This is a genomic window from Acidovorax sp. GW835-FHT14G06 (assembly GCF_058793595.1).
The window spans coordinates 41807-61936 of sequence record NZ_JBXAGA010000016.1 but is presented as its reverse complement, the minus strand read 5'-3'; the positions used below and the strand labels follow the sequence as shown (position 1 = coordinate 61936).

Here is a 20130-nt window from a genome sequence, read left to right as displayed (position 1 = left end):
CCAGCCCCTCCTTTGCGACGTCTCGATCCCATGACAAAAACACCCCGCCGCCCCTTCCGCTCCCGCGAATGGTTTGCCGCGCCCGAGCGCTCGGACATGACCGCGCTGTACCTGGAGCGGTTCATGAACTACGGGCTCACACCCGAAGAGCTGCGCTCGGGCCGGCCCATCATCGGCATTGCGCAGACGGGCAGCGACCTGTCGCCCTGCAATCGCATCCACTTGGACCTGGCGCGCCGCGTGCGCGACGGCATCCGCGATGCGGGCGGCATTCCGATGGAGTTCCCCGTCCACCCCATCTTTGAAAACTGCCGCCGCCCCACGGCCGCGCTGGACCGCAACCTGGCCTACCTGGGGCTGGTGGAGATCCTGTACGGCTACCCCATCGACGCGGTGGTGCTGACCACCGGCTGTGACAAGACCACGCCCGCGGGCATCATGGCCGCGTCCACGGTGGACATCCCGGCCATCGTGCTCTCGGGCGGACCGATGCTGGACGGCTGGCACGAAGGGCAGCTGGTGGGCTCGGGCACCGTCATCTGGCGCAGCCGCCGCCAGCTCGCGGCGGGCGAGATTGATGAAGAAGAGTTCCTGCAGCGCGCCTGCAGCAGCGCACCGTCGGCGGGCCACTGCAACACCATGGGAACGGCCTCCACCATGAACGCCGTGGCAGAAGCCCTGGGCCTGTCGCTGCCGGGCTGCGCGGCCATCCCGGCGCCCTACCGCGAACGCGGCCAGATGGCGTACGAGACCGGGCGGCGCATCGTGGAGATGGCGTATGAAGACCTGCGCCCCTCGCGCATCCTGACGCGGGAGAGTTTTTTGAACGCGCTATCTATTGTCAGCGTGGCGGGCGGTAGCAGCAACGCGCAGGTGCACATCATGGCCATGGCGCGGCACGCGGGCGTGCAGCTGGACGCGCAAGACTGGACCGACCACGCCTACGACCTGCCCCTGCTACTGAACATGCAGCCTGCGGGCCAGTTCCTCGGCGAGCGCTTCTTCCGCGCAGGCGGCGTGCCCGCGCTGATGTGGGAGCTGCAGCAAGCGGGCAAGCTGCATACCGATTGCGCCAGCGTGACAGGCAAGACGGTGGGCGAGAACCTGCAGGGCCGCGAAACCCATGACCGCGAGGTGATCCGCCCATTCGCCAACCCGCTCATGCAGAAGGCGGGGTTCATGGTGCTCAGCGGCAACCTGTTCGACTTCGGGATCATGAAGACATCGGTCATCTCCGAAGCCTTTCGTCAGCGCTACCTCAGCCAGCCGGAGGCTGAAGGCATCTTTGAAGCCCGTGCCGTGGTGTTTGAAGGCGCGGACGACTACCACGCGCGCATCAACGACCCCGCACTGAACATTGACGAAGGCTGCATCCTGGTGATGCGCGGCGCGGGCCCCATCGGCTGGCCCGGTTCGGCCGAGGTGGTCAACATGCAGCCGCCCGATGCGCTGATCAAGCGTGGCATCAACACCCTGCCGACGCTGGGCGACGGGCGCCAGTCAGGCACGGCGGACAGCCCGTCCATCCTGAATGCATCGCCCGAGAGCGCCGTGGGCGGAGGCCTCTCCTGGCTGCAAAGCGGCGACATGATCCGCATCGACCTGAACACTGGACGCTGCGATGCCCTCGTGGCGCCTGAGGAGATCGCACGCCGACAACGTGACCTCCCCGCCCCGCCCGTGCCTGCGAGCCAGTCGCCCTGGGAGGCGCTGTACCGCGAAAAGACGGGGCAACTGGCCGACGGCGCCACGCTGGACTTTGCGCTGGGCTTCCAGCGCATTTCCGAAAAGACGCCACGCCACAACCACTGACAACCAACGGGTGGGCCACCGGCGCCTTCCCGGACTTTTTCGAAGGACTCTCCATGAACAACATGACGGCAGCGGCAGTTGCCGAACGGGCCCGTGCGCCCCAGACCGCATTGCAAGTACTCCCCGACGATGGTCTGCAGGGCACACTGGTAGGCCGCGTGTGGGCGCCCCATGGCGCCGTTCCCGGCCCGGCGGTGGTGGCACTGCGGCCTGAGGGTGTGTTCGACCTGAGCGCGCACTACCCCACCATGAGCACGCTGCTCGACACCCTGGCGCCCGCCGAGGCGGTGCGTGCGGCCACCGGCCAGTACCTGTGCAGCGTGGAAGACCTGCTGGCCAACAGCCTGCCCGGCACGCGCGACACCAGCCGCCCCTGGCTGCTGGCCCCGTGCGACTTGCAGGTGGTGAAGGCTGCGGGCGTGACGTTTGCCGCCAGCCTGATCGAACGCGTGATCGAAGAGCAGGCGCGCGGCGATGCCACCCGCGCGCAGGGACTGCGCAGCCAGGTCATCGGCCTCATCGGCCAGAACCTGGCGGACATTCGCCCGGGCTCGCCCGAGGCCATGCGCCTGAAAGCACTGCTGCAAGACAAAGGCCTGTGGTCGCAATACTTGGAAGTGGGTATCGGCCCCGATGCGGAGGTGTTCACCAAGGCGCCGGTGCTGGCCTCGGTGGGCTGCGGCGACGACATCGGCATCCGCTCCGATTCGGCCTGGAACAACCCCGAGCCCGAGGTGGTGCTAGCGGTGAACAGCCGGGGCCAGATCGTGGGCGCCACGCTGGGCAACGATGTCAACCTGCGCGATATCGAGGGCCGCAGCGCCCTGCTGCTGGGCAAGGCCAAGGACAACAACGCCTCGTGCGCTTTAGGCCCCTTCATCCGCCTGTTCGACGCCAGCTTCGGGCTGGAACAGGTGCGCAATGAAACGGTGCACTTGCGCGTGGCAGGCCAAGACGGCTTTGAGCTGCGCGGCATCAACACCATGGCCAGCATCAGCCGCGACCCCACCGACCTGGTGGCACAGACCCTGGCCGCGCACCAGTACCCGGATGGGTTCGTGCTGTTCATGGGCACGCTGTTCGCCCCCATCGAAGACCGCGACCAGCCGGGCGGCGGCTTCACCCACCACCTGGGCGACCTGGTGTCCATCCAGAGCGCCTGGCTGGGTGGGCTGCACAACCGCGTGGCACACAGCGAAACAGCGCCGCCCTGGCGCTTTGGCCTGCGCGCCTTCATGGCCAACCTGGCGCAGCGCGGGCTGCTGCAGGGCACAGCGCTTTGAGTCAAAAGAAAACAGGAGACAACCCCATGCTCAATGCCTTCATCGACCGCTGCTGCCGCTGGATCAACCTGCTCATTGCCCTGGCGCTGGCCGTGATGGTGGTGATGGTGTTTGGCAACGTGGTGCTGCGCTACGCGTTCAACTCCGGCATCGCCATCAGCGAGGAGGTTTCGCGCTGGCTGTTTGTGTGGATCACCTTCCTGGGCGCCATCGTGGCGGTGCGCGAGCGGGGCCACCTGGGCACGGACTTTCTGCTGGCGCGCCTGCCGCCGCTGGGCAAGCGCATCTGCCTCGCCATCAGCTACGCGCTGATGATCTGGTGCACCTGGCTGCTGTTCAGCGGCGCGCTGGCGCAGGCGCGTATCAACTGGGATGTGGATGCACCGGTCACCGGTGCATCCATGGCCATCTTCTATGCCTCCGGCGTGGTGTTTGCCGTGGCGTCCGGCGTGCTGCTGGCGATGGATGGATGGCGCATCGTGTCCGGCCAGATGCCGGACAGCGAGCTGGTGCACATCGCCGAATCCGAAGAGCTGGCCATCGTGGGCAGCCACCTGCCACACACCGCCCCAGCTACCACCACGACGCCGCGCCAGTGACCGACACCTTGCGAACCATGGCCCTGATCCGGAGCAACACCCCATGACCGTTTTCATCTTCCTGGGCTCCCTGCTGGCCGCCATGGCCATCGGCGTACCTATTGCCTACGCGCTGCTGGTCTCCGGCGTCGCCTTGATGTGGCACCTGGACCTGTTCGACGCGCAGATCCTCGCGCAGAACGTGATCAACGGTGCCGACAGCTTTCCCTTGCTGGCCGTGCCGTTCTTCATGCTGGCCGGCGAGATCATGAACGTGGGTGGGCTGTCGCAGCGCATCGTCAAACTCGCGCTCACGCTGGTGGGACACAAGCGCGGCGGGCTGGGCTTTGTCGCCATCCTCGCGGCCTGCATGCTGGCGGCGCTGTCGGGCTCAGCCGTGGCAGATACAGCGGCATTGGCGGCCCTGCTGCTGCCCATGATGATCAAGGCCGGGCACGACAAGGCGCGCGCGGGCGGGCTCATTGCCTCGGCCGGCATCATCGCGCCGGTCATCCCGCCCTCCATCGGCTTTGTGGTGTTTGGCGTGGCGGCCAATGTGTCGATCAGCAAGCTCTTTTTGGCCGGCATCGTGCCGGGACTGCTGATGGGGCTGGCGATTGCCATCACCTGGTACTGGGTGTCGCAGCGCGAAAACGTTACACCGCCACCCAAGGCCTCCACGGCCGAGAAGCTGCAGGCGCTCAAGGAATCGACCTGGGCACTGTTCCTGCCGGTGATCGTGATCGTGGGCCTGAAGATGGGCGTGTTCACCCCTACTGAAGCCGCTGCCGTCGCTGCCGTGTACGCCCTGCTGGTAGCCACGCTGGTCTACCGCGAGCTGCAATGGCGCCAGCTGACCGATGTGTTCATCAGCGCCGCCAAGACCACGGCCGTGATCATGTTCCTGGTGGCCGCCGCCATGGTCAGCGCCTGGCTCATCACCGTGGCAGACATCCCACGCCAGCTGGTGAGCCTGCTCAAGCCCTTGATGGAACACCCCACCCTGCTACTCGTCGCCATCATGGTGCTGGTGATGGCCGTGGGCACCGCCATGGACATGACGCCCGCCATCCTCATCCTCACCCCCGTGCTGATGCCGGTGGTCAAAGCCGCCGGCATCGACCCCGTCTATTTCGGCGTGCTCTTCATCATCAATAACGCCATCGGACTCATCACACCGCCCGTCGGCACGGTGCTGAACGTGGTGGCAGGCGTGGGCAAGATGCGCATGGACGATGTCACCCGGGGTGTCATCCCGTTCATGGTGGCGCAGTTCGCGGTGATGTTCCTGATGGTGCTATTTCCGTCCATCGTGATGGTGCCGATGCGGTGGTTTACTGGCTAAGCCTCTGAACCTCAAGAAAAGCCACAAGCGCTTATAGGCATTGCGCTTTCAGCTATCAAATCAGGATCAACTTACTCCAAAGCACTATTCAGAGCACCACTCAGTTCGCCACAGTGAACCGCTTTTGCACGTGGCGCGGTGCCTCCAGCTCATCGGCCATCGCCACTGCCAGGTCGGCCGCGCTGATGCTGCCGGGCTGGTCGCCATTCATCAGCGGAGCTTCGTCGCCCAGGCGGTACTGGCCGGTGCGCTCGCCGGGCTGCAGCAGGATGGGGGGCGATAGAAAGGTCCAGTCCAGCGTGCTTTCGGTGCGAATCCAGTTCAACGCCTCGCGCGCGGCCAGGGCGCCCTGCTTCCATTCGGCCGGGAACTGGGGCGTGTCCACCAGTTGCACGCCAGGCGCCACAAACAGGCTGCCCGCGCCACCCACCACCAGCAAGCGGCGCACGCCGGCGGCCTTGGTACCGTCAATGATGGCGCGTGTGCCCTTGAGGAACTGATCGTGGATGTCCGGCACCGTCCAGCCCGGGTTGTAGGCGCTCACCACCGCGTCGTGGCCTGCAGCTGCCTTGGCCACCTGGGTGGCGTCCTGAGCGTCGGCTGCTACCACGGTCAAGCGCTCGCGGGCGGTGACCTTGCCAGGGTTGCGGGCCAGTACGGTCACATGGTGGCCGCGCTGCAGCAGTTCGTTCAGTACGGCCGAGCCGACGAAGCCGGTGGCACCAATCAGGGCGATGTTCATACGATGTCCTTGGGATCAAAGTTGCGATGCAGTGAGAATAAGAGCTTCCTAAACTGCGCGGTAGATGGCTGAAAATGCCTTCTCTTTGAAGCTGTACTTCACAATGAAACCCTCATGGAAGACCTCAAACGCATGGCTGTATTTGCCGCCGTGGTGCAGCACGGCTCGATGAGCGGCGCCGCGCGCGCCCTGGGCATGAGCACTTCGGCGGTGAGCCAGCAGGTGCGCAAGCTCGAAAGCGACGGCGGCGTGACGCTGCTGCACCGCTCCACGCGCAAGCTGGCGCTCACCGAGGCGGGCCAGCGTTACCACGCGCGCTGCGCTGCCATGTGGGCGGCGGCGGAGCAAGCGCGCGCGGAGCTGGCAGCGTCCCGGGATGCGCCCAGTGGCGAATTGCGGATGTCGGCCACCGTGGGTTTCGCGCGGCACATCGCGCCCGCCCTGGGCGAACTGCTGGCCGCGCACCCGGCGCTGCGCCTGCGGCTGCTGGTGGACGACTCCACCATCGACCTCATCAACGCCCGCATCGATCTGGCGGTGCGCTACGGGCGCCTGGCGGACTCGACCTGGGCGGCCAGGCGCCTGGGGGGCATGAGTTGGTACCTGTGCGCGTCGCCCGAATGGGTGGCCACACACGGGATGCCCCAGCACCCGGACGCTCTGTTGTCCCACAGCTGGCTGGGCTTTGCGCGCGAGGGGGGAGGGCTGCTCATTGATCTGCGCAGTCCCACAGGCGAACCCCGCGCGCTGCGGGTGGAGCCGCGCATTGCCAGCAACAACCAGCTCTCGATCCAGCAGATGTGCGAGGCCGGGCTGGGGTTGGCGCTGGTGGGCAGCATGGACTCGCATGACGCGATGCAGGCCGGACGGCTGGTGCGGCTGCTGCCCGACTGGTCGTTTGGCACGCTGGACATCTGGGCCGTTACGCCCCAGCGCGATGCCCAGCCCGCCAAGGTGCGTCAGGCGATTGCAGCGCTGGACCTCTACTTGCGCCAATTGCCTGGCATATACCGCTGAGAGCCCGATCCGACTGCGGTGCATGGACGCTGCTGCCGCGAGGCGGCCCATTTTGATGGGGCACTAGGGTACAAAACGGAATTGCAGCCGAATCGCCTCGTCATGATCCTTGAAATCGCCCACCTCACCGTTCGCGTTGGGCAGAACGCAGCCTTTGAAGAGGCCTTTGCCAAAGCGCAGACCACCATTGCATCCATGCCCGGCTATTTGGCCCATGAACTAGGTCATTGCCTTGAACGCCCTCAGGAGTACGTGTTGCTGGTGCGTTGGGCCACACTGGAAGACCACGAGGTGGGCTTTCGCCAATCGCCGCAATACCAGGACTGGAAACGTCTTTTGCACCATTTCTACGATCCGTTTCCCACCGTGCTCCACTTTGGAGCCCCAGCTTCCTCCATCGCCCTTCGATCAACACCTGCCATTTGAGACACAGGAAACGGGCTCGCATGGAAAATATTGATTATTTTGATAAATATGATACATTTCCACACAAATGCTGGTGCAGACCGGGAATCCGGTGCACACAAGCAACGTTGCGAAAGATGCAACGCCTATGCAAACCCTAATGGGGTTCGTGAGGCCCAGGGAATGTCTGCTGCAGGTGCAAAAATTGCGGACAGTCGCGACGTCTACTTCTAGAATTTGTAAACACGCGTATCTTTTGCGCGAAGGATCGAAAAATGAAAGCCATCCAGCAGGACATCGACGAGCGGACCAACCTCACCAGCACCAACAAGTTTGAGCTGTTGCTGTTTCGCCTGGGCATTGACAGCGCCTTGGGCAAGTCCGAGCTGTTCGGCATCAACGTCTTCAAGATCCGCGAGATTGTGGCCATGCCCAGCATCACACCGATCGCGGGTACGACGGCCCATTCGTTGGGGGTGGTCAACCTGCGCGGACAGGTGATTCCGGTGCTGGACCTGCCCTCCATTGTGGGCTGCAAGCCCCAGACGGGTCTGAACATCATGCTGGTGACCGAATACGCGCGCACCACCCAGGCGTTTGCGGTCGAGTCGGTGGAAGACATCGTGCGCCTGGACTGGAAGCAGGTGCTGTCGGCAGAAACCAGCGGCGCCGCTGGCAAGCTCGTGACCAGCATTGCCCGCCTGGACGGCAACACCGACGAGTCCCGCCTGGCACAGGTGCTGGATGTGGAAGCCATCCTGCAGATGGTGTCGCCATCTGACGGCCATGAAGTTACCGAAGAGAAGGTGGGTGCCAAGCTGAAACTCAGACCCGGCACCATCATCCTGGCAGCCGACGACTCGTTCGTGGCCCGCTCGCTCATCGAGCAGGAACTCAAGGTGCTCAACGCGCCCTATGAAATGGTGAAGTCGGGCAAGGAGGCCTGGGACCGGCTCAACGCCATCGCCAAGAGTGCAGAGGCCGAAGGCAAGACCGTGCTCGACCGCGTGTCCATGGTGCTGACCGACCTGGAAATGCCCGAAATGGACGGCTTCACGCTGACGCGTAACATCAAGCAGGACGCCCGCTTTCATGGGCTGCCGGTGGTCATCCACTCCTCGCTGTCGGGCTCGGCCAACGAAGACCATGTGCGCAGCGTCGGGGCCGACGGCTACGTGGCCAAGTTTGTGGCGGAAGACCTGGCCGAAACCATCCGCCGCGTGCTGCCCAAGTAAATCTGTGCCCGACCCGGTGCGGCACAACGGCCTTGCGGGGCCGTTTTATTTTTTTCGGGCTTGATTCTCAGTCAAAACAGCTGATAGCGCCGGTCGAATATGGCATGACAGCTATCAATTTCGAAAGAATAAAGCTGCAGGCGAGTCCCTTATTCACGGGTTGTTACAGCCTCAGCCGGCACCTGTTCGGGCGCCACTTCAACCAAAGCCCGCCCCCACGCGCTAAAGTGACTGGCACCCCTGTGCCAGGCCCCTGAAATTTGTAACGCTCCACCGGAGCGCTTTTCATGGGCTTTACGGACAAGGCGGAACGCGCCCACCCGGCCGGAGTCTGAACACCATGACCTACACCATCACCCGCATCCTCTCCGCCACGGTCCTGGGGGCCCTGGTGACGGGGTGCGCCACTGTGCCGGGCGATCCTTACTACGACTCCCCGCGCTACCCGGTGTATGAGCAGCCAGGCTACATCTACAGCGCCCCGCCGCCGGTGTACCAGGCCCCGCCTGTGTACCGTGCGCCTGGCGTGATCTATTCGGCTCCGCCGCCACCACCCGCCATCTACTACGGCGGACGTGACCGCGACGACAACCGCTGGGACAACGACCGCAACCGCAATGACTGGCGCGAAAGAGAGCGAGACCGTGACCGCGCTGAGCGCGACCGGGCCGCCCGCGAACGCGAACGCCGCGACCAGCAGGCCCGCGAACTGGATCGCCGGGCCCGTGAACAGGACCAGGCCCGCCGGGAACAGGCAGAGCGGGATCGCCGCGCTGCCGAAGACCGCCGCAACCGCGAAAACCGCCCCGGCCGGCTGGCACCCGACAGCTACACCCCGAGCCCGTACGACTGGCGCTCGCGCCAGCAGTCCAACAGCCCGGAAAAGCCGTGATGGCCTGGCGCTGACCCCGCTGCACCCACAACTCTCTAGCCACCATGAAGCCACGTACCCACTCCCTCATCGCCGGCCTGTGCGTGGTCTTCCTGGGCGCACTACCCCCCGTGAGCGCCCAGGCGCAGGTCGTACGCTGCACTGACGCTGCCACGGGCAAAGTCACCTACACCGACGGCACATGCGCCAGCGGCACCGCCGTGCGCGAGGTGGAGGCCCGCAAGACTCCGCAAGAGATTCAGCAGGAACGCGAAGAGGCTGCCGAGGCGCTGGCACGCAAACAGCAGCGCCTGCAGGCCGAGGCCACCGCCGCAGAGACTGAATCACGGCGCAATGCGCAGCGCGACCAGACAGCCCCGGCCAAAACCACAGACTATGCACGCTCTCCCGAGTGCGCCCGCTCACGCCGCAACCTGGATGTGGTGTTGAGCAGTGTCACCGGCGGTGGCTACGAGCAAAGCCTGCGGGTGGAGGCGGCGCAGCGGCAGGTCGACTTGGACTGCCTGGGCCCTCAGGGCTATGCAGAGGTGGAGAAGTCCCGCCCCCGGTCAAGTAGCACCACGACGCCGGTAGTCGTCGTGCCCCCACCGTATTACCCGGTGCGGCCCACGCCCGTGCAACCACCGGCACCCACCCCCGCCCCCAAAAAATTCACGCAATGCAATGTGTTTCGCTGCTACGACGCCCAGGGCAATAGCTACCCCCGCTGATCTGGCGCCCATGTGGGCAGGATGAGGAAAGTACGGGCTTCTCCAGCTTCTCAGGCTCGCAACCCTTCGGCCACACTGGGGTAGCGCAACCGCAGACCCAGCTCGCGCAGCATGCGCTGGTTATCCAGCCGGCGTGATTCGCTCATGAAACTCAACAGCATCAGCGACAGCTGTTCCTGAGCCGTGCTGCGCGGCACGCGCGGGGGGCGCGGCAGGCCGTACAGGTCGGCCGCCAGGTCAAAGTAGTCGCCCATCTTCATGTGGGTGGAATCACTCACGTTGTAGGCACGCTGCGGGCGCCCTTTCCATACCGCGGCCATGCAGGCGCGCGCCAGGTCGTCGGCGTGGATGTGGTTAGTGAACACATCGTCCTCGGCCACGAGCACGGGCGTGCCCCGGCGCAAGCGGGCCTCGGGCGTGCCGCCCTCGCGGTCGGGGGCGTAGATGCCTGGAATGCGCAGCACGGTGGCCCGCACTCCCGCGCGGCCCAGATGACGCACGGCGCGCTCGGCGTTCACGCGGCGCTGGGCGCGCGGGGTGCCGGGGGCCACTGCCCGGGTCTCTGCCACCAGGGCCCCCTGACAATCGCCATACACACCGCTGGTAGACGCATAGGCCAATGACATTGGCAAGCTGCGCAGCCTCAGCGCACGGGTCAGCGCTACGGTACGCGGGTCACGCCACCAGGCATCGCCCCCGGCCCCTTCCCCCGGCGGGGGCGCCAGATGCAGCACCCGCGTAGCCAGGCCAGACAGCCTGCGCAACGTGCCCACATCGTCCAGATTACCCACCAGAGGCCGGGCCCCTTGTGCGCGCAGCCCCGCCACCCGCCCCGCGCTGGAGGTCAGCGCCAGCACCTGCATGCGCCCGGCACCGGGGCCGGTCTGCAAATTGCGCAGTACCCGTTGACCTACATCACCACAGCCCACGATGAGCAGGCGTTCGCGACGAAAGCGCGCTGGCAGCGCGCCGAGGGGGTTCTGGTTTGAGGGCAAAATCGGGTCCGTTTGCTTAGCTAGAGACGACTCCAAGGATACCCACACATGACCAGCGCCGAGGCTGCCACCACCGCAGCGTTCCAGATCACCGTGCAGCCCAGTGGCCGCGCTTTCAGTGCCAATGCGGGCGAAGCCATCCTGGCCGCCGCCATCCGCAGCGGCGTGGGCCTGCCCTATGGCTGCAAGGACGGCGCGTGTGGCTCGTGCAAGTGCAAAAAACTCAGCGGCACCGTGCAGCACAGCGCCCACCAGTCCAAGGCCCTGACGGCCGATGAAGAGGCTGCGGGTCTGGTCCTGACCTGCTGCGCCCAGCCGCTGTCCGACGTGGTGCTGGAATCGCGCCAGGTCACCGACGAAAGCGCCTACCCCATCAAGAAGATGCCGGTGCGCGTGGCATCGCTCGACAAGAAGTCGCACGACGTGATGCAGGTGCGCCTGCAACTGCCTGCCGCAGATACCTTCCGCTACCACGCGGGCCAGTACATCGAATTCATCCTGCGCGATGGCGCCCGCCGCGCCTACTCGATGGCCAACGCGCCGCACACCCAGGCCGAGGCGCCGGGCGTGGAGCTGCACATCCGCCACATGGCGGGTGGCAAATTCACCGACCATGTGTTTGGTTCGATGAAAGAAAAGGAAATCCTGCGCGTCGAGGGCCCGTTCGGCAGCTTCTTTCTGCGCGAGGACTCCGACAAGCCCATCGTGCTGCTGGCCTCGGGCACCGGTTTTGCCCCCATCAAGGCGTTGATCGAGCACCTGCAGTTCAAGGGCATCAGCCGCCCCACCGTGTTGTACTGGGGTGGCCGCCGACCTGGCGACCTGTACCTGGCCGACTGGGTGCAGGCCCGTGTGGCCGAACTGCCGTGGTTGCGCTATGTACCGGTCGTCTCCAACGCCCTGCCCGAAGACGACTGGACCGGCCGCACCGGCTTTGTGCACCAGGCGGTGCTGGACGACTTTGCTGACCTGTCGGGCCACCAGGTCTATGCCTGCGGCGCGCCCATCGTGGTCGAATCTGCCCGCGATGCCTACAGCGCCCAGCGCGGCCTGCCGCCCGAGGAGTTTTTTGCCGACGCGTTCACGTCGGAAGCCGACAAGCACGGCGGCTGACCCAGCCTCTACACTGCACCTGGCTCCACACTGACCGTGCGCGCAGTGCCTGCCCAGCCAGCCCCGCAGGGCACGCCGCGCCGCTGGCCCCAAGCCCGGCGCGGGGGCTTCATTGCCACGCTGCTGTGCCTGGCTGCCCTGCTGGTGTGGGGTGCGGGCGAATGGGCCGAGCAGAGCGAACGCGACGCCCAGTGGGACAACCTGCGCCGCCTGGGTGAGGTGCAAGCCCTGGCGCTGCGTGGCGTGGCCACGCGATACAACTACCTGCCCTTCACGGCCGCACAGCACCCACTGGTGCGGCAGCTTCTGCAGCGGCCCGCATCGCAGGCCGTGCGCGACGCCGCCAACGCCTACCTGCAGGCGGTGAACCAGCATGCGGGCTCCGACATGCTGTACGTGATGGATCCAGAGGGCCTCACGCTCGCGTCCAGCAACTGGGACACCCCCAACAGCTTTGTCCACCAGAACTACGGCAACCGCCCGTACTTTCGCGACGCCCTGGCGGGCCAGACGGGCCGCTTTTATGGCGTGGGCAAAACCACGGGCGAGCCGGGCCTGTTTGTCTCTGCACCGGTGGTCGATGCGGGCCGCGTGATCGGCGTGGTGGCGGTCAAGGTGCGCATGGAACCCATCTCGGACCCATGGGCCCAGCTGCGCGATCCAGTGTTCGTGACGGACGAGCGGGGCATCGTCTTTCTCGGCTCGGTGCCCGGCTGGCTCTACCGCACCAGCCAGCCCTTGCCCGCCCCACTGGTGCAGCAGCTGCAGCACAACGAACAGTACGGCACGGGATGGACCCCGCGCGCCGTGCCCTGGACCCTGCGCCAGCAGGAAGACCCACCCGGTGCCGAACTGCGCATGGACGGCACGGGCGGCAAAAGCTACCTGGCGTTCGAAGAGAAGCTGCCCGACCTGGGCTGGACCCTCACCGTCACCGCCGACAGCCGCGTGGTGGCCCTGGCGCGGCAACAGGCCTGGGCGCTGGCCACGCTGGCGTCGGGCCTGCTGGTGCTGGGTGCGCTGTACTGGCAGTTGCGCGAGCGGCGCCTCGCCGAAAACCGGCTGGCCCGCATCGAACTGGAGCAGCGCGTGCAGGAGCGTACCCATGCGCTGCAGCAGGCCCAGGCGTTCCGCCAGTCCATGGAGGACTCGTTGCTGGTGGGCATGCGCGCCCGCGACCTCGAAGGCCGCATCGTGTATGTCAATGCCGCCATGTGCGACATGGTGGGCTACCGGGCCGACGAACTCATCGGCCAGCTCCCGCCCTACCCCTACTGGCACCCTGACGAACTGGACCGCCACTGGAATGACAGCGACACCGTGCTGGCCGGCAACGCGTTTCCCCAGGGGCGAGAGAACCGGCTGAGGCACCGGGACGGGTCGGACGTATACACCATGTTCTACACCACGCGCCTCATTGACGGCAGTGGCCAGCACATCGGCTGGATGAGTTCGGTGGTCAACATCACCGCGCAGAAGCGGGCCGAGGAACAGCAGCAGCAGCGCGAGACCCAGCTGCAACGGGTGCAGCGCGTCATCACGGTGGGCGAGATGGCGTCCACCCTGGCCCACGAGCTCAACCAGCCGCTGGCCGCCCTGGTCAACTACGCAGCCGCTGCAAGGGCGCTGGCAGCCCAGGGCAAGACCGGCCCCCTCCACGACAGCCTGGAGGCCCTGTCGACCCAGGCGCTGCGGGCCGCAGACATCGTGGGCCGTATTCGTCGCTGGGTACGCCAGCACCCTGAAGCCCGCGAGCCTTGCGACCTCTCGGCCATCGTGGAGCAGTCGCTGGAGTTGCTGCTGCGCGCTGAGGCCCGCCGCCAGGGAATTCCCGTGCGCGTGGAACAGGCCGGAGCCCCGTTGCAGGTAAACGCTGACCGCGTGCTGCTTGAACAGGTGGTGATCAACCTGGGTCTGAACGCCCTGCAGGCCATGCAGACCCACCAGCCTCCAACCGGAAGCCAAGAGCTGCGGCTGCGCATGGCAGCAGACGATGGACACGCGCTGGTACAGGTGCTTGACCGGGGCCCGGGCCTGCCGCCCGGCATCGCGGAGCGCCTGTTCGAGCCCTTTTTCACCACCCGTTCCGACGGGCTGGGCCTCGGTCTCAACATCTGCCGCTCCATCATTGAGAGCATGGGCGGCCAGCTGCAGGCCCGCAACCGCGATGGCGGCGGCGCGGTCTTCGAGATCCGCCTGCCCTGCACCCCCGCCACCGCGAATGCCACCGCGCCATGACCTACGACACTGCCCCCATCGCCGCTGACTCGCCGGACCCCACCGTGGTCTACATCGTGGACGACGACGAAGGCGTGCGCCAATCGCTGGCCGCACTGCTGATCGCACGCGGACACCAGGTGCACACCTTCGCGGGCGGGGAGGCCTTTCTGGCAGAGGCCACGCTGGACCAGCCTGGCTGCGTTCTGCTGGACCTGCGCATGGAGGGCCTGAGCGGGCTGCAGGTGTTCCACGAACTCGGCCAACGCCACAGCGTACTCAAGACCGTGTTCCTGTCGGCCCATGGCGAGCTGTCTTCCGCCGTGGCGGCTGTCAAGCAAGGGGCGGTGGACTGGCTCGAAAAACCGTGCAGCGAATCCACCCTGCTGGCCGCCGTCGAAAAAGCCTCCACTCTGTCTCAGGCGCAAGCACGACAGGTGCAGCGGCAGCAGCAGCAGCGCGATCGCTGGAACGCCCTGAGCCCGCGCCAGCAGGAGGTCGCCCAGCTGCTTGCCACCGGCATCAGCAGCAAGGAAGCCGCCCGCGCGCTGGCCCAGCGTGACCCAGAGCGCCCCATCGACCCGCGCACTGTGGACACACACCGGTCCGCCATCTTCCTGAAGCTGGACATCCGCTCGTCGCACGAACTGGGCATGTTGGTAGAAGGCTTGGGCGTGGCGCTCAACACACCCCGCACGGCATGACGATCACGGCCTGACCATCACCGCCTCAGGGCTTCATAAGCTTTCTTACGATTTTTTTGCACAATGGCGCCCATGAACCGCAGAAACCTGATCCTCCTCGCCAGCGCCGCTGCCACCGCAACGGTTTTTTCGTCCTCCGCCGCGTGGGCACAGGATGCGGGCCAGCCCATCCGCTTGATCGTGCCGTACGCCCCGGGCGGCCCCATCGACGTTACAGCCCGCGCGCTGGCCGAGCGAGTGCGCGATTCGCTGGGCACGGTCATCATCGACAACAAGGGTGGCGCGGGCGGCAACATCGGCGCCGACGCGATTGCCAAGGCCGCGCCCGACGGCCTGACCATCGGCATCGCAGCCACCGCCACCCATGCGGTCAACCCCTGGCTGTATGCACGCATGCCCTATGACGCGGGCAAGGACTTTGCCGGCATCACGCAGATGGTGCGCGTGCCCAACGTGCTCGTCATGAACGCCGCCAAGGCCGAGCAGCTCAAGATCCACTCGGTGGCCGACCTGATCGCCTACGCCAAGGCCAACCCCGCCAAGCTCAACTACGGCAGTGGCGGCAACGGCAGCGCGGGCCACCTGGCAGGCGAAATGTTCAAGCAGCGCGCGGGCATCTACGCACTGCACATCCCCTACCGGGGTGCCAACCCGGCCCAGCTGGCGCTGCTGGCGGGCGAGGTGGACTTCAACATCGACAACCTGGCCGCCGCTGCACCCAACATCCGCGCGGGCAAGCTCAAGGCCCTGGCCGTGACCTCGCTCGACGCCTCGGCCTCGCTGCCGGGCGTGCCGCCCCTCGCGGCGACCTCGGCCACGTTCAAGGGCTTTTCCATCGACACCTGGTGGGGCTTGGTCGCCCCCGCCGCCACGCCCAAGCCCATCATCGACAAGCTGAACAAGGCCTTCGTGGCCGCACTGAACGCGCCCGAAACCAAGACCCGTTTTGCCGCGCTGCTGGCAGAGCCCGTGGCCACCACGCCACAGCAGTTCGACGGCTTCATGGCCAGCGAGCGAGCCAAATACCAGCAGGTGGTGAAGGCGTCCGGGGCAAAGGTGGATTGACCCGGAAAAGGCCCGCTATGGGGTACGCCACCCGCGGCCCTGCGGAGCCGGTTCCACGGTGGCACTGGCGTAGGTGTTGCGCAAGTTTCAACCCAGGTTTCATCCCGTACGGGTGAAACTGCCGCGGAATGAAATTTTTCAGTGTTTTTGACCTCTAGTGCTTATGCTTCAAGCACTAGACGCTCCTTTTTCAGGAGCAAATTACCCACCCACCACAGCGTCCGCCCACCCTGAGCCTTCCAACTGGTGAATGTCCTGCGACGCCACGGCCTGCAACACCGCCGCATCCACCCGCTCCGGCACCAGATCGGCCAGGGGGCGCAGCACAAACGCGCGCTCGGCCATGCGGGGGTGGGGCACGGTGAGCATGGGGGTGTCGATCACCTGGTCGCCAAACCACAGAATGTCGAGGTCCAGTGTGCGCGGCGCGTTGCGGTAGGGGCGCTCGCGGCCGGCAGATAGCTCGATGGCTTGCAAGGCACCCAGCAGGGCCTCAGGTGCCAGGGTCGTTGTCAGCTCGGCCACGGCGTTGAGGTAGTCCGGGCCACCGGCATCGACCGGTGCGCTGCCATAGAGCGGCGATACACGCATGACCCGGGTGCTGGGCAACTCATCGATGGCGGCCAAAGCCTTGCGCAAGGCGGCTTGCCGCTCTCCCAGATTGGCCCCCAGGCCCACATAGACCCGAGAGGGCCGCTCAGCCTGCTCCCCCACGTCCGGCAAACTCACTCGCCAGCGGCAGCAGGTGCTGCACCTTCGCCGCCACCACCACCGGGCTTGCGGCGACGACGGCGGCGCTTCTTGGGCGCGCCACTTTCGGCGGCCCATTCGGTCTCGCCGCCCGCATGGTCAGTGTCTTGGACGGTACCAGGGGCACGTGGTGCTGCAGCAGGTGCACTGCGAGGCACACGCTTGACCACAGGCTGCGCTTTCTGGCGGGCCTTCTGCTCTTCCTTGGCCTGGTCCATCAGGTCGTCGCGGCGCTCATCGTCCGCCGTCTGGAAGTCTTGCCACCACTCAGCCAGGGCTTCCTCGACTTCGCCCACATCGGCGCGCAGGCGCATGAAGTCGAACCCGGCGCGAAAGCGCGGCTGCATGACCATGCCGAACGGAGTGTTACCCACTCGCTTTTCAAAACGCGGCTGCATCACCCAGATCTCACGCATGTCGGCGGCCAGCTTGCCGCGGCCCGACACGTCGCCAATGCGTTTGTCGAACACCTCGTCGATGGCCTCTTGCAGCGCGGGCAGCGGGTGTTGGCGCTGGTTCAGGCGCTCCTGCCAGCCATTGCGCACGTCTTCCCACAGCACGCAGGCCAGCAAGAAGCTAGGGGCCACAGGCTTGCCTTCGTTCACGCGGCGGTCGGTGTCCACCAGGGCCGCCTTCACAAAAGGCGTGTCGGCGCGCTCCACGGCCACGTCCAGCAGCGGGTAGATGCCCTTGGACATGCCCAGCTTGCGCAGCTGCTCGATGGTGGCGATGGCGTGCCCGGTCTGCAACAGCTTGAGCATTTCGTCAAACATGCGGCTTTGGGGGACCTCGGCCAGCAGGGCCTGCGACTGCACCAGCGGCGCGGCCGACTTGGCATCGATGCTGAAGCCCAGCGGGCTGAGCTTGGCCGCAAAACGCACGGCGCGGATGATGCGCACCGGGTCTTCGCGGTAGCGCGTGGCGGGGTCGCCAATCATGCGCAGCGTCTTCTTCTTCGCGTCCTGCAAACCCTTATGGTAGTCCACCACGATCTGGCTGACCGGGTCGTAGTACATGGCGTTCACGGTGAAGTCGCGGCGCGTGGCGTCTTCGTCCTGCGGGCCCCAAACGTTGTCGCGCAGCACGCGGCCGCTGGCGTCCACGGCATGCTGCATGCCCGACAGCTGCGCCTTGCTGGTCTTTTCGTTGCCAGCCACCTGACCCGCTGCGGCATTGTCGAGGTAGGCGCGGAAGGTGGAGACCTCGATCACCTCGTGCTCGCGGCCCCGGCCGTGCACCACATGCACGATGCGAAAGCGCTTGCCGATGATGAACGCGCGGCGAAAAAGGCCCTTGACCTGCTCGGGCGTGGCGTTGGTGGCCACGTCGAAGTCCTTGGGGCGCAGGCCCAGCAGCAGGTCGCGCACAGCGCCACCCACGATGTAGGCCTCGAAGCCGGCGTCCTTGAGCGTCTGCACCACCTCGGCGGCGCGGCGGTCCACCAGCTCGGGGTTGATGCCGTGCACGCTGGCGGGCACCTCTTCGCGCTTGCCGAAATGGGGCTTGCCGCCCGAGGTCCCGGGCGTCGATTTGCCCAGCAGTTTGTCGATGAACTTCTTGATCATGGGTAGGGAGATATCAGGGGACTGCGAGCGCAGGGGGTCAGGAGGCCGTCTGGCTGGCAGGCTCGGCAAACAGGTCCAGTATGCGCCAGCCGCGCTCCTGGGCCAGGGCGCGCAGGCGCGGGTCGGGGTTGGTGGCGACCGGATGGTTCACCTTCTCCAGCAGGGGCACGTCGTTCATGGAGTCGCTGTAGAAGGTGCTCTCCACGTCGGCCCAGCTGAGCTGCCGCTCGGCCAGCCATTGTTCCATGCGGCGCACCTTGCCTTCGCGCATGGTCGGGATACCGTCAATCTCGCCGGTGTACCAGCCGCTGGCGTCGCGCACCAGCTGCACGGCCAGCAGTCGCGGCACCCCCAGCGCCTGGGCGATGGGGGTGGTCACGAACTCGTTGGTGGCAGTGACGATCACCACCTCGTCGCCCGCTGCCTGGTGCTGGCGGATCAGGTCGAGCGCCTGGGGCCGGATGGCGGGGGTGATGACCTCGCGCATGAACTGTTGGTGCGCCGCCGCTGCGGCCTCGGGCCCGCGCAGGCGCACGGCCTCGGTCGCAAAACGCACGTAGTCGTGTACATCGAGCGTTCCCGCCTGGTAGTGGGCATAGAACTCGTCGTTGCGGCGCGCGAACTCCACCGGGTCGTTCCAGCCGATGCGGATGGTGAACTCGCCCCACTCGTAGTCAGAGTCGAGCGGCAGCAGCGTGTGGTCCAGGTCAAACAGCGCCAAGCGAAGGCGGCTTCTTTGCATTTCAATCATTCAATAAGTTGCGCTGCGCGAGCGGTTGCAAAAACTGTCGCTGCCCAAACCCAGCGGCCGCCGCGCAAGGGCCGCCCCGCCGCGCTGGCGGCGTCCTCCTTCCCGCGGTGCGCAGCACAGCGAGAGAAGGGGGAAGCGGCGCAGCCGCTCAGGGGGTTGTCCCTCATTTTTTATTCCGACTCGAGCATTGTCTTGAGCAGCGGAATCGTGATGGCACGCTGGGTGCGCAAGGCAAAGGCGTCGAGCTGGTCCAGCAGCTGCATCAGGCTGCCCAGGTCGCGCGAAAAGCGATTGAGCATGTAGTCCATGACTTCGTCGCCCAGGAACACGCCGCGCGCATCGGCCTCCTGGCGCAGCACGGCGCGGCGCTCGGCCTCGCCCAGCAGTTGCAGCTGGAACACATGGCCCCAGCCCAGACGGCTGCGCAGGTCGTCGCGCAGCGGCAGGTCGGCGGGGGGCAGATCGCCAGCCGCCAGCACCCAGCGCTGGCTACCGCTGGCGGGGCTGATGGCATTGACGAACCAGTTGAAGGCCGTGGCCTGCTGGGCGGTGCTGTACAGGTGCACGTCGTCCATGACCACGGCGGCCCAGCGTTCATCAAAATCCGGCGGCTCGCCCACCGAGGGGTCGAGCCAGCCCACGCTGGAGCCCTGCTCGCGCAGCGCCTGGCGCACGGCCTGGAGCAAATGGGTCTTGCCGCTGCCCGGCTCGCCCCACACGTAGGTGGGCACCGGGGAGCGGGTGGCTTCGCTGCTGCCCGCCCCGGCGGCCAGGCGCAGGTGCTGTAGCGCGGCCTCGTTGGGCCCGGCAAAAAAACGGTCGAGGGTGGGCCCGGTGGCCAGGCCGATGTCCAGCGCCAGTTGCTTCATCGTCATGCGCGGCGCCCGCACAGTACAGGCTGAACCGTGGCGGAAGGTGCGGAAGCGGCGGTCAGGAAGAGGGTCAGCAGCG

Annotated in this window: 19 protein-coding genes; 13 read left to right on the top strand and 6 right to left on the bottom strand. The window is 66.3% G+C overall.

The genetic code is table 11. The features are described 5' to 3' along the window. The first annotated feature begins 30 nt into the window (after nucleotides 1-30). Genes AC1Q64_RS22490 through AC1Q64_RS22475 form a run of 4 tightly spaced genes read left to right on the top strand, consistent with a single transcriptional unit; the run spans nucleotide 31 to nucleotide 5018 of the window. A complete protein-coding gene (locus tag AC1Q64_RS22490) occupies nucleotides 31-1812 on the top strand; it encodes an IlvD/Edd family dehydratase (RefSeq protein ID WP_492252893.1) in 1782 nt (593 codons plus the stop codon). A 53-nt stretch (nucleotides 1813-1865) separates the two neighbouring features. After that, nucleotides 1866-3095 (top strand): fumarylacetoacetate hydrolase family protein, encoded by a 1230-nt coding sequence (locus AC1Q64_RS22485; RefSeq protein ID WP_492252892.1) that lies wholly within the window; start codon nucleotides 1866-1868, stop codon nucleotides 3093-3095. Nucleotides 3096-3121: 26 nt separating this feature from the next. Then, entirely contained in the window at nucleotides 3122-3694 is a 573-nt protein-coding gene (locus tag AC1Q64_RS22480; protein ID WP_492252891.1) for a TRAP transporter small permease, read from the top strand. Between the two features lie 43 nt (nucleotides 3695-3737). Beyond that, nucleotides 3738-5018, top strand: coding sequence for a TRAP transporter large permease subunit (locus tag AC1Q64_RS22475; protein ID WP_492252890.1), 1281 nt, complete (start codon nucleotides 3738-3740; stop codon nucleotides 5016-5018). 100 nt (nucleotides 5019-5118) lie between these two features. Here the strand turns inward: AC1Q64_RS22475 and AC1Q64_RS22470 are convergent, their stop codons facing one another. After that, complete coding sequence (locus tag AC1Q64_RS22470; RefSeq protein WP_492252889.1) at nucleotides 5119-5760, bottom strand: NAD(P)-dependent oxidoreductase; 642 nt, start codon at nucleotides 5758-5760, stop codon at nucleotides 5119-5121. A gap of 114 nt (nucleotides 5761-5874) precedes the next feature. Between AC1Q64_RS22470 and AC1Q64_RS22465 the strand changes: the two genes are divergently transcribed. The 5 genes from AC1Q64_RS22465 to AC1Q64_RS22445 all read left to right on the top strand — a co-directional run bounded on the left by AC1Q64_RS22465 (nucleotide 5875) and on the right by AC1Q64_RS22445 (nucleotide 10019). Continuing rightward, entirely contained in the window at nucleotides 5875-6777 is a 903-nt protein-coding gene (locus AC1Q64_RS22465) for a LysR family transcriptional regulator (protein ID WP_291438292.1), read from the top strand. A gap of 102 nt (nucleotides 6778-6879) precedes the next feature. Further along, nucleotides 6880-7203, top strand: coding sequence for an antibiotic biosynthesis monooxygenase family protein (locus tag AC1Q64_RS22460; protein ID WP_492252888.1), 324 nt, complete (start codon nucleotides 6880-6882; stop codon nucleotides 7201-7203). 254 nt (nucleotides 7204-7457) lie between these two features. Continuing rightward, complete coding sequence (locus AC1Q64_RS22455) at nucleotides 7458-8417, top strand: chemotaxis protein (RefSeq protein WP_291438294.1); 960 nt, start codon at nucleotides 7458-7460, stop codon at nucleotides 8415-8417. A 340-nt stretch (nucleotides 8418-8757) separates the two neighbouring features. Next, nucleotides 8758-9309 (top strand): hypothetical protein, encoded by a 552-nt coding sequence (locus AC1Q64_RS22450; protein WP_291438295.1) that lies wholly within the window; start codon nucleotides 8758-8760, stop codon nucleotides 9307-9309. Nucleotides 9310-9353: 44 nt separating this feature from the next. Continuing rightward, nucleotides 9354-10019, top strand: a complete 666-nt coding sequence (locus AC1Q64_RS22445; RefSeq protein WP_492252887.1) for a DUF4124 domain-containing protein — start codon at nucleotides 9354-9356, stop codon at nucleotides 10017-10019. A gap of 50 nt (nucleotides 10020-10069) precedes the next feature. On the opposite strand, the gene AC1Q64_RS22440 is transcribed toward AC1Q64_RS22445, so the two are convergent. After that, nucleotides 10070-11014, bottom strand: coding sequence for an SDR family oxidoreductase (locus AC1Q64_RS22440; protein ID WP_291438297.1), 945 nt, complete (start codon nucleotides 11012-11014; stop codon nucleotides 10070-10072). 48 nt (nucleotides 11015-11062) lie between these two features. Between AC1Q64_RS22440 and AC1Q64_RS22435 the strand changes: the two genes are divergently transcribed. From AC1Q64_RS22435 to AC1Q64_RS22420, 4 genes are all read left to right on the top strand, one after another. Beyond that, nucleotides 11063-12127: a CDP-6-deoxy-delta-3,4-glucoseen reductase gene (locus tag AC1Q64_RS22435; protein WP_291438298.1), complete on the top strand. Its 1065-nt coding sequence runs from the start codon at nucleotides 11063-11065 to the stop codon at nucleotides 12125-12127. Nucleotides 12128-12163: 36 nt separating this feature from the next. After that, nucleotides 12164-14365 carry an ATP-binding protein gene (locus tag AC1Q64_RS22430; RefSeq protein WP_291438299.1) on the top strand — a complete coding sequence of 734 codons (2202 nt, stop codon included), beginning with the start codon at nucleotides 12164-12166 and terminating at the stop codon, nucleotides 14363-14365. After that, on the top strand, nucleotides 14362-15048 hold the full coding sequence (locus AC1Q64_RS22425; RefSeq protein ID WP_492252886.1) for a response regulator transcription factor: 687 nt from the start codon (nucleotides 14362-14364) through the stop codon (nucleotides 15046-15048). The genes AC1Q64_RS22430 and AC1Q64_RS22425 overlap by 4 nt, the downstream gene beginning before the upstream one ends. A 72-nt stretch (nucleotides 15049-15120) precedes the next feature. Further along, entirely contained in the window at nucleotides 15121-16113 is a 993-nt protein-coding gene (locus AC1Q64_RS22420) for a tripartite tricarboxylate transporter substrate binding protein (protein WP_291438301.1), read from the top strand. A gap of 201 nt (nucleotides 16114-16314) precedes the next feature. Here the strand turns inward: AC1Q64_RS22420 and folK are convergent, their stop codons facing one another. The 4 genes from folK to hda form a co-directional block, all read right to left on the bottom strand. After that, nucleotides 16315-16842 carry a 2-amino-4-hydroxy-6-hydroxymethyldihydropteridine diphosphokinase gene (gene folK / locus AC1Q64_RS22415; RefSeq protein ID WP_492252885.1) on the bottom strand — a complete coding sequence of 176 codons (528 nt, stop codon included), beginning with the start codon at nucleotides 16840-16842 and terminating at the stop codon, nucleotides 16315-16317. Then, nucleotides 16839-18428 carry a polynucleotide adenylyltransferase PcnB gene (gene pcnB, locus AC1Q64_RS22410; RefSeq protein ID WP_492252884.1) on the bottom strand — a complete coding sequence of 530 codons (1590 nt, stop codon included), beginning with the start codon at nucleotides 18426-18428 and terminating at the stop codon, nucleotides 16839-16841. The genes folK and pcnB overlap by 4 nt, the downstream gene beginning before the upstream one ends. Nucleotides 18429-18465: 37 nt before the next feature. Then, nucleotides 18466-19170, bottom strand: a complete 705-nt coding sequence (locus AC1Q64_RS22405; RefSeq protein WP_492252883.1) for a histidinol-phosphatase — start codon at nucleotides 19168-19170, stop codon at nucleotides 18466-18468. Between the two features lie 179 nt (nucleotides 19171-19349). Further along, a complete protein-coding gene (hda, locus tag AC1Q64_RS22400; protein ID WP_492252910.1) occupies nucleotides 19350-20048 on the bottom strand; it encodes a DnaA regulatory inactivator Hda in 699 nt (232 codons plus the stop codon). Between the last annotated feature and the right edge of the window lie 82 nt (nucleotides 20049-20130).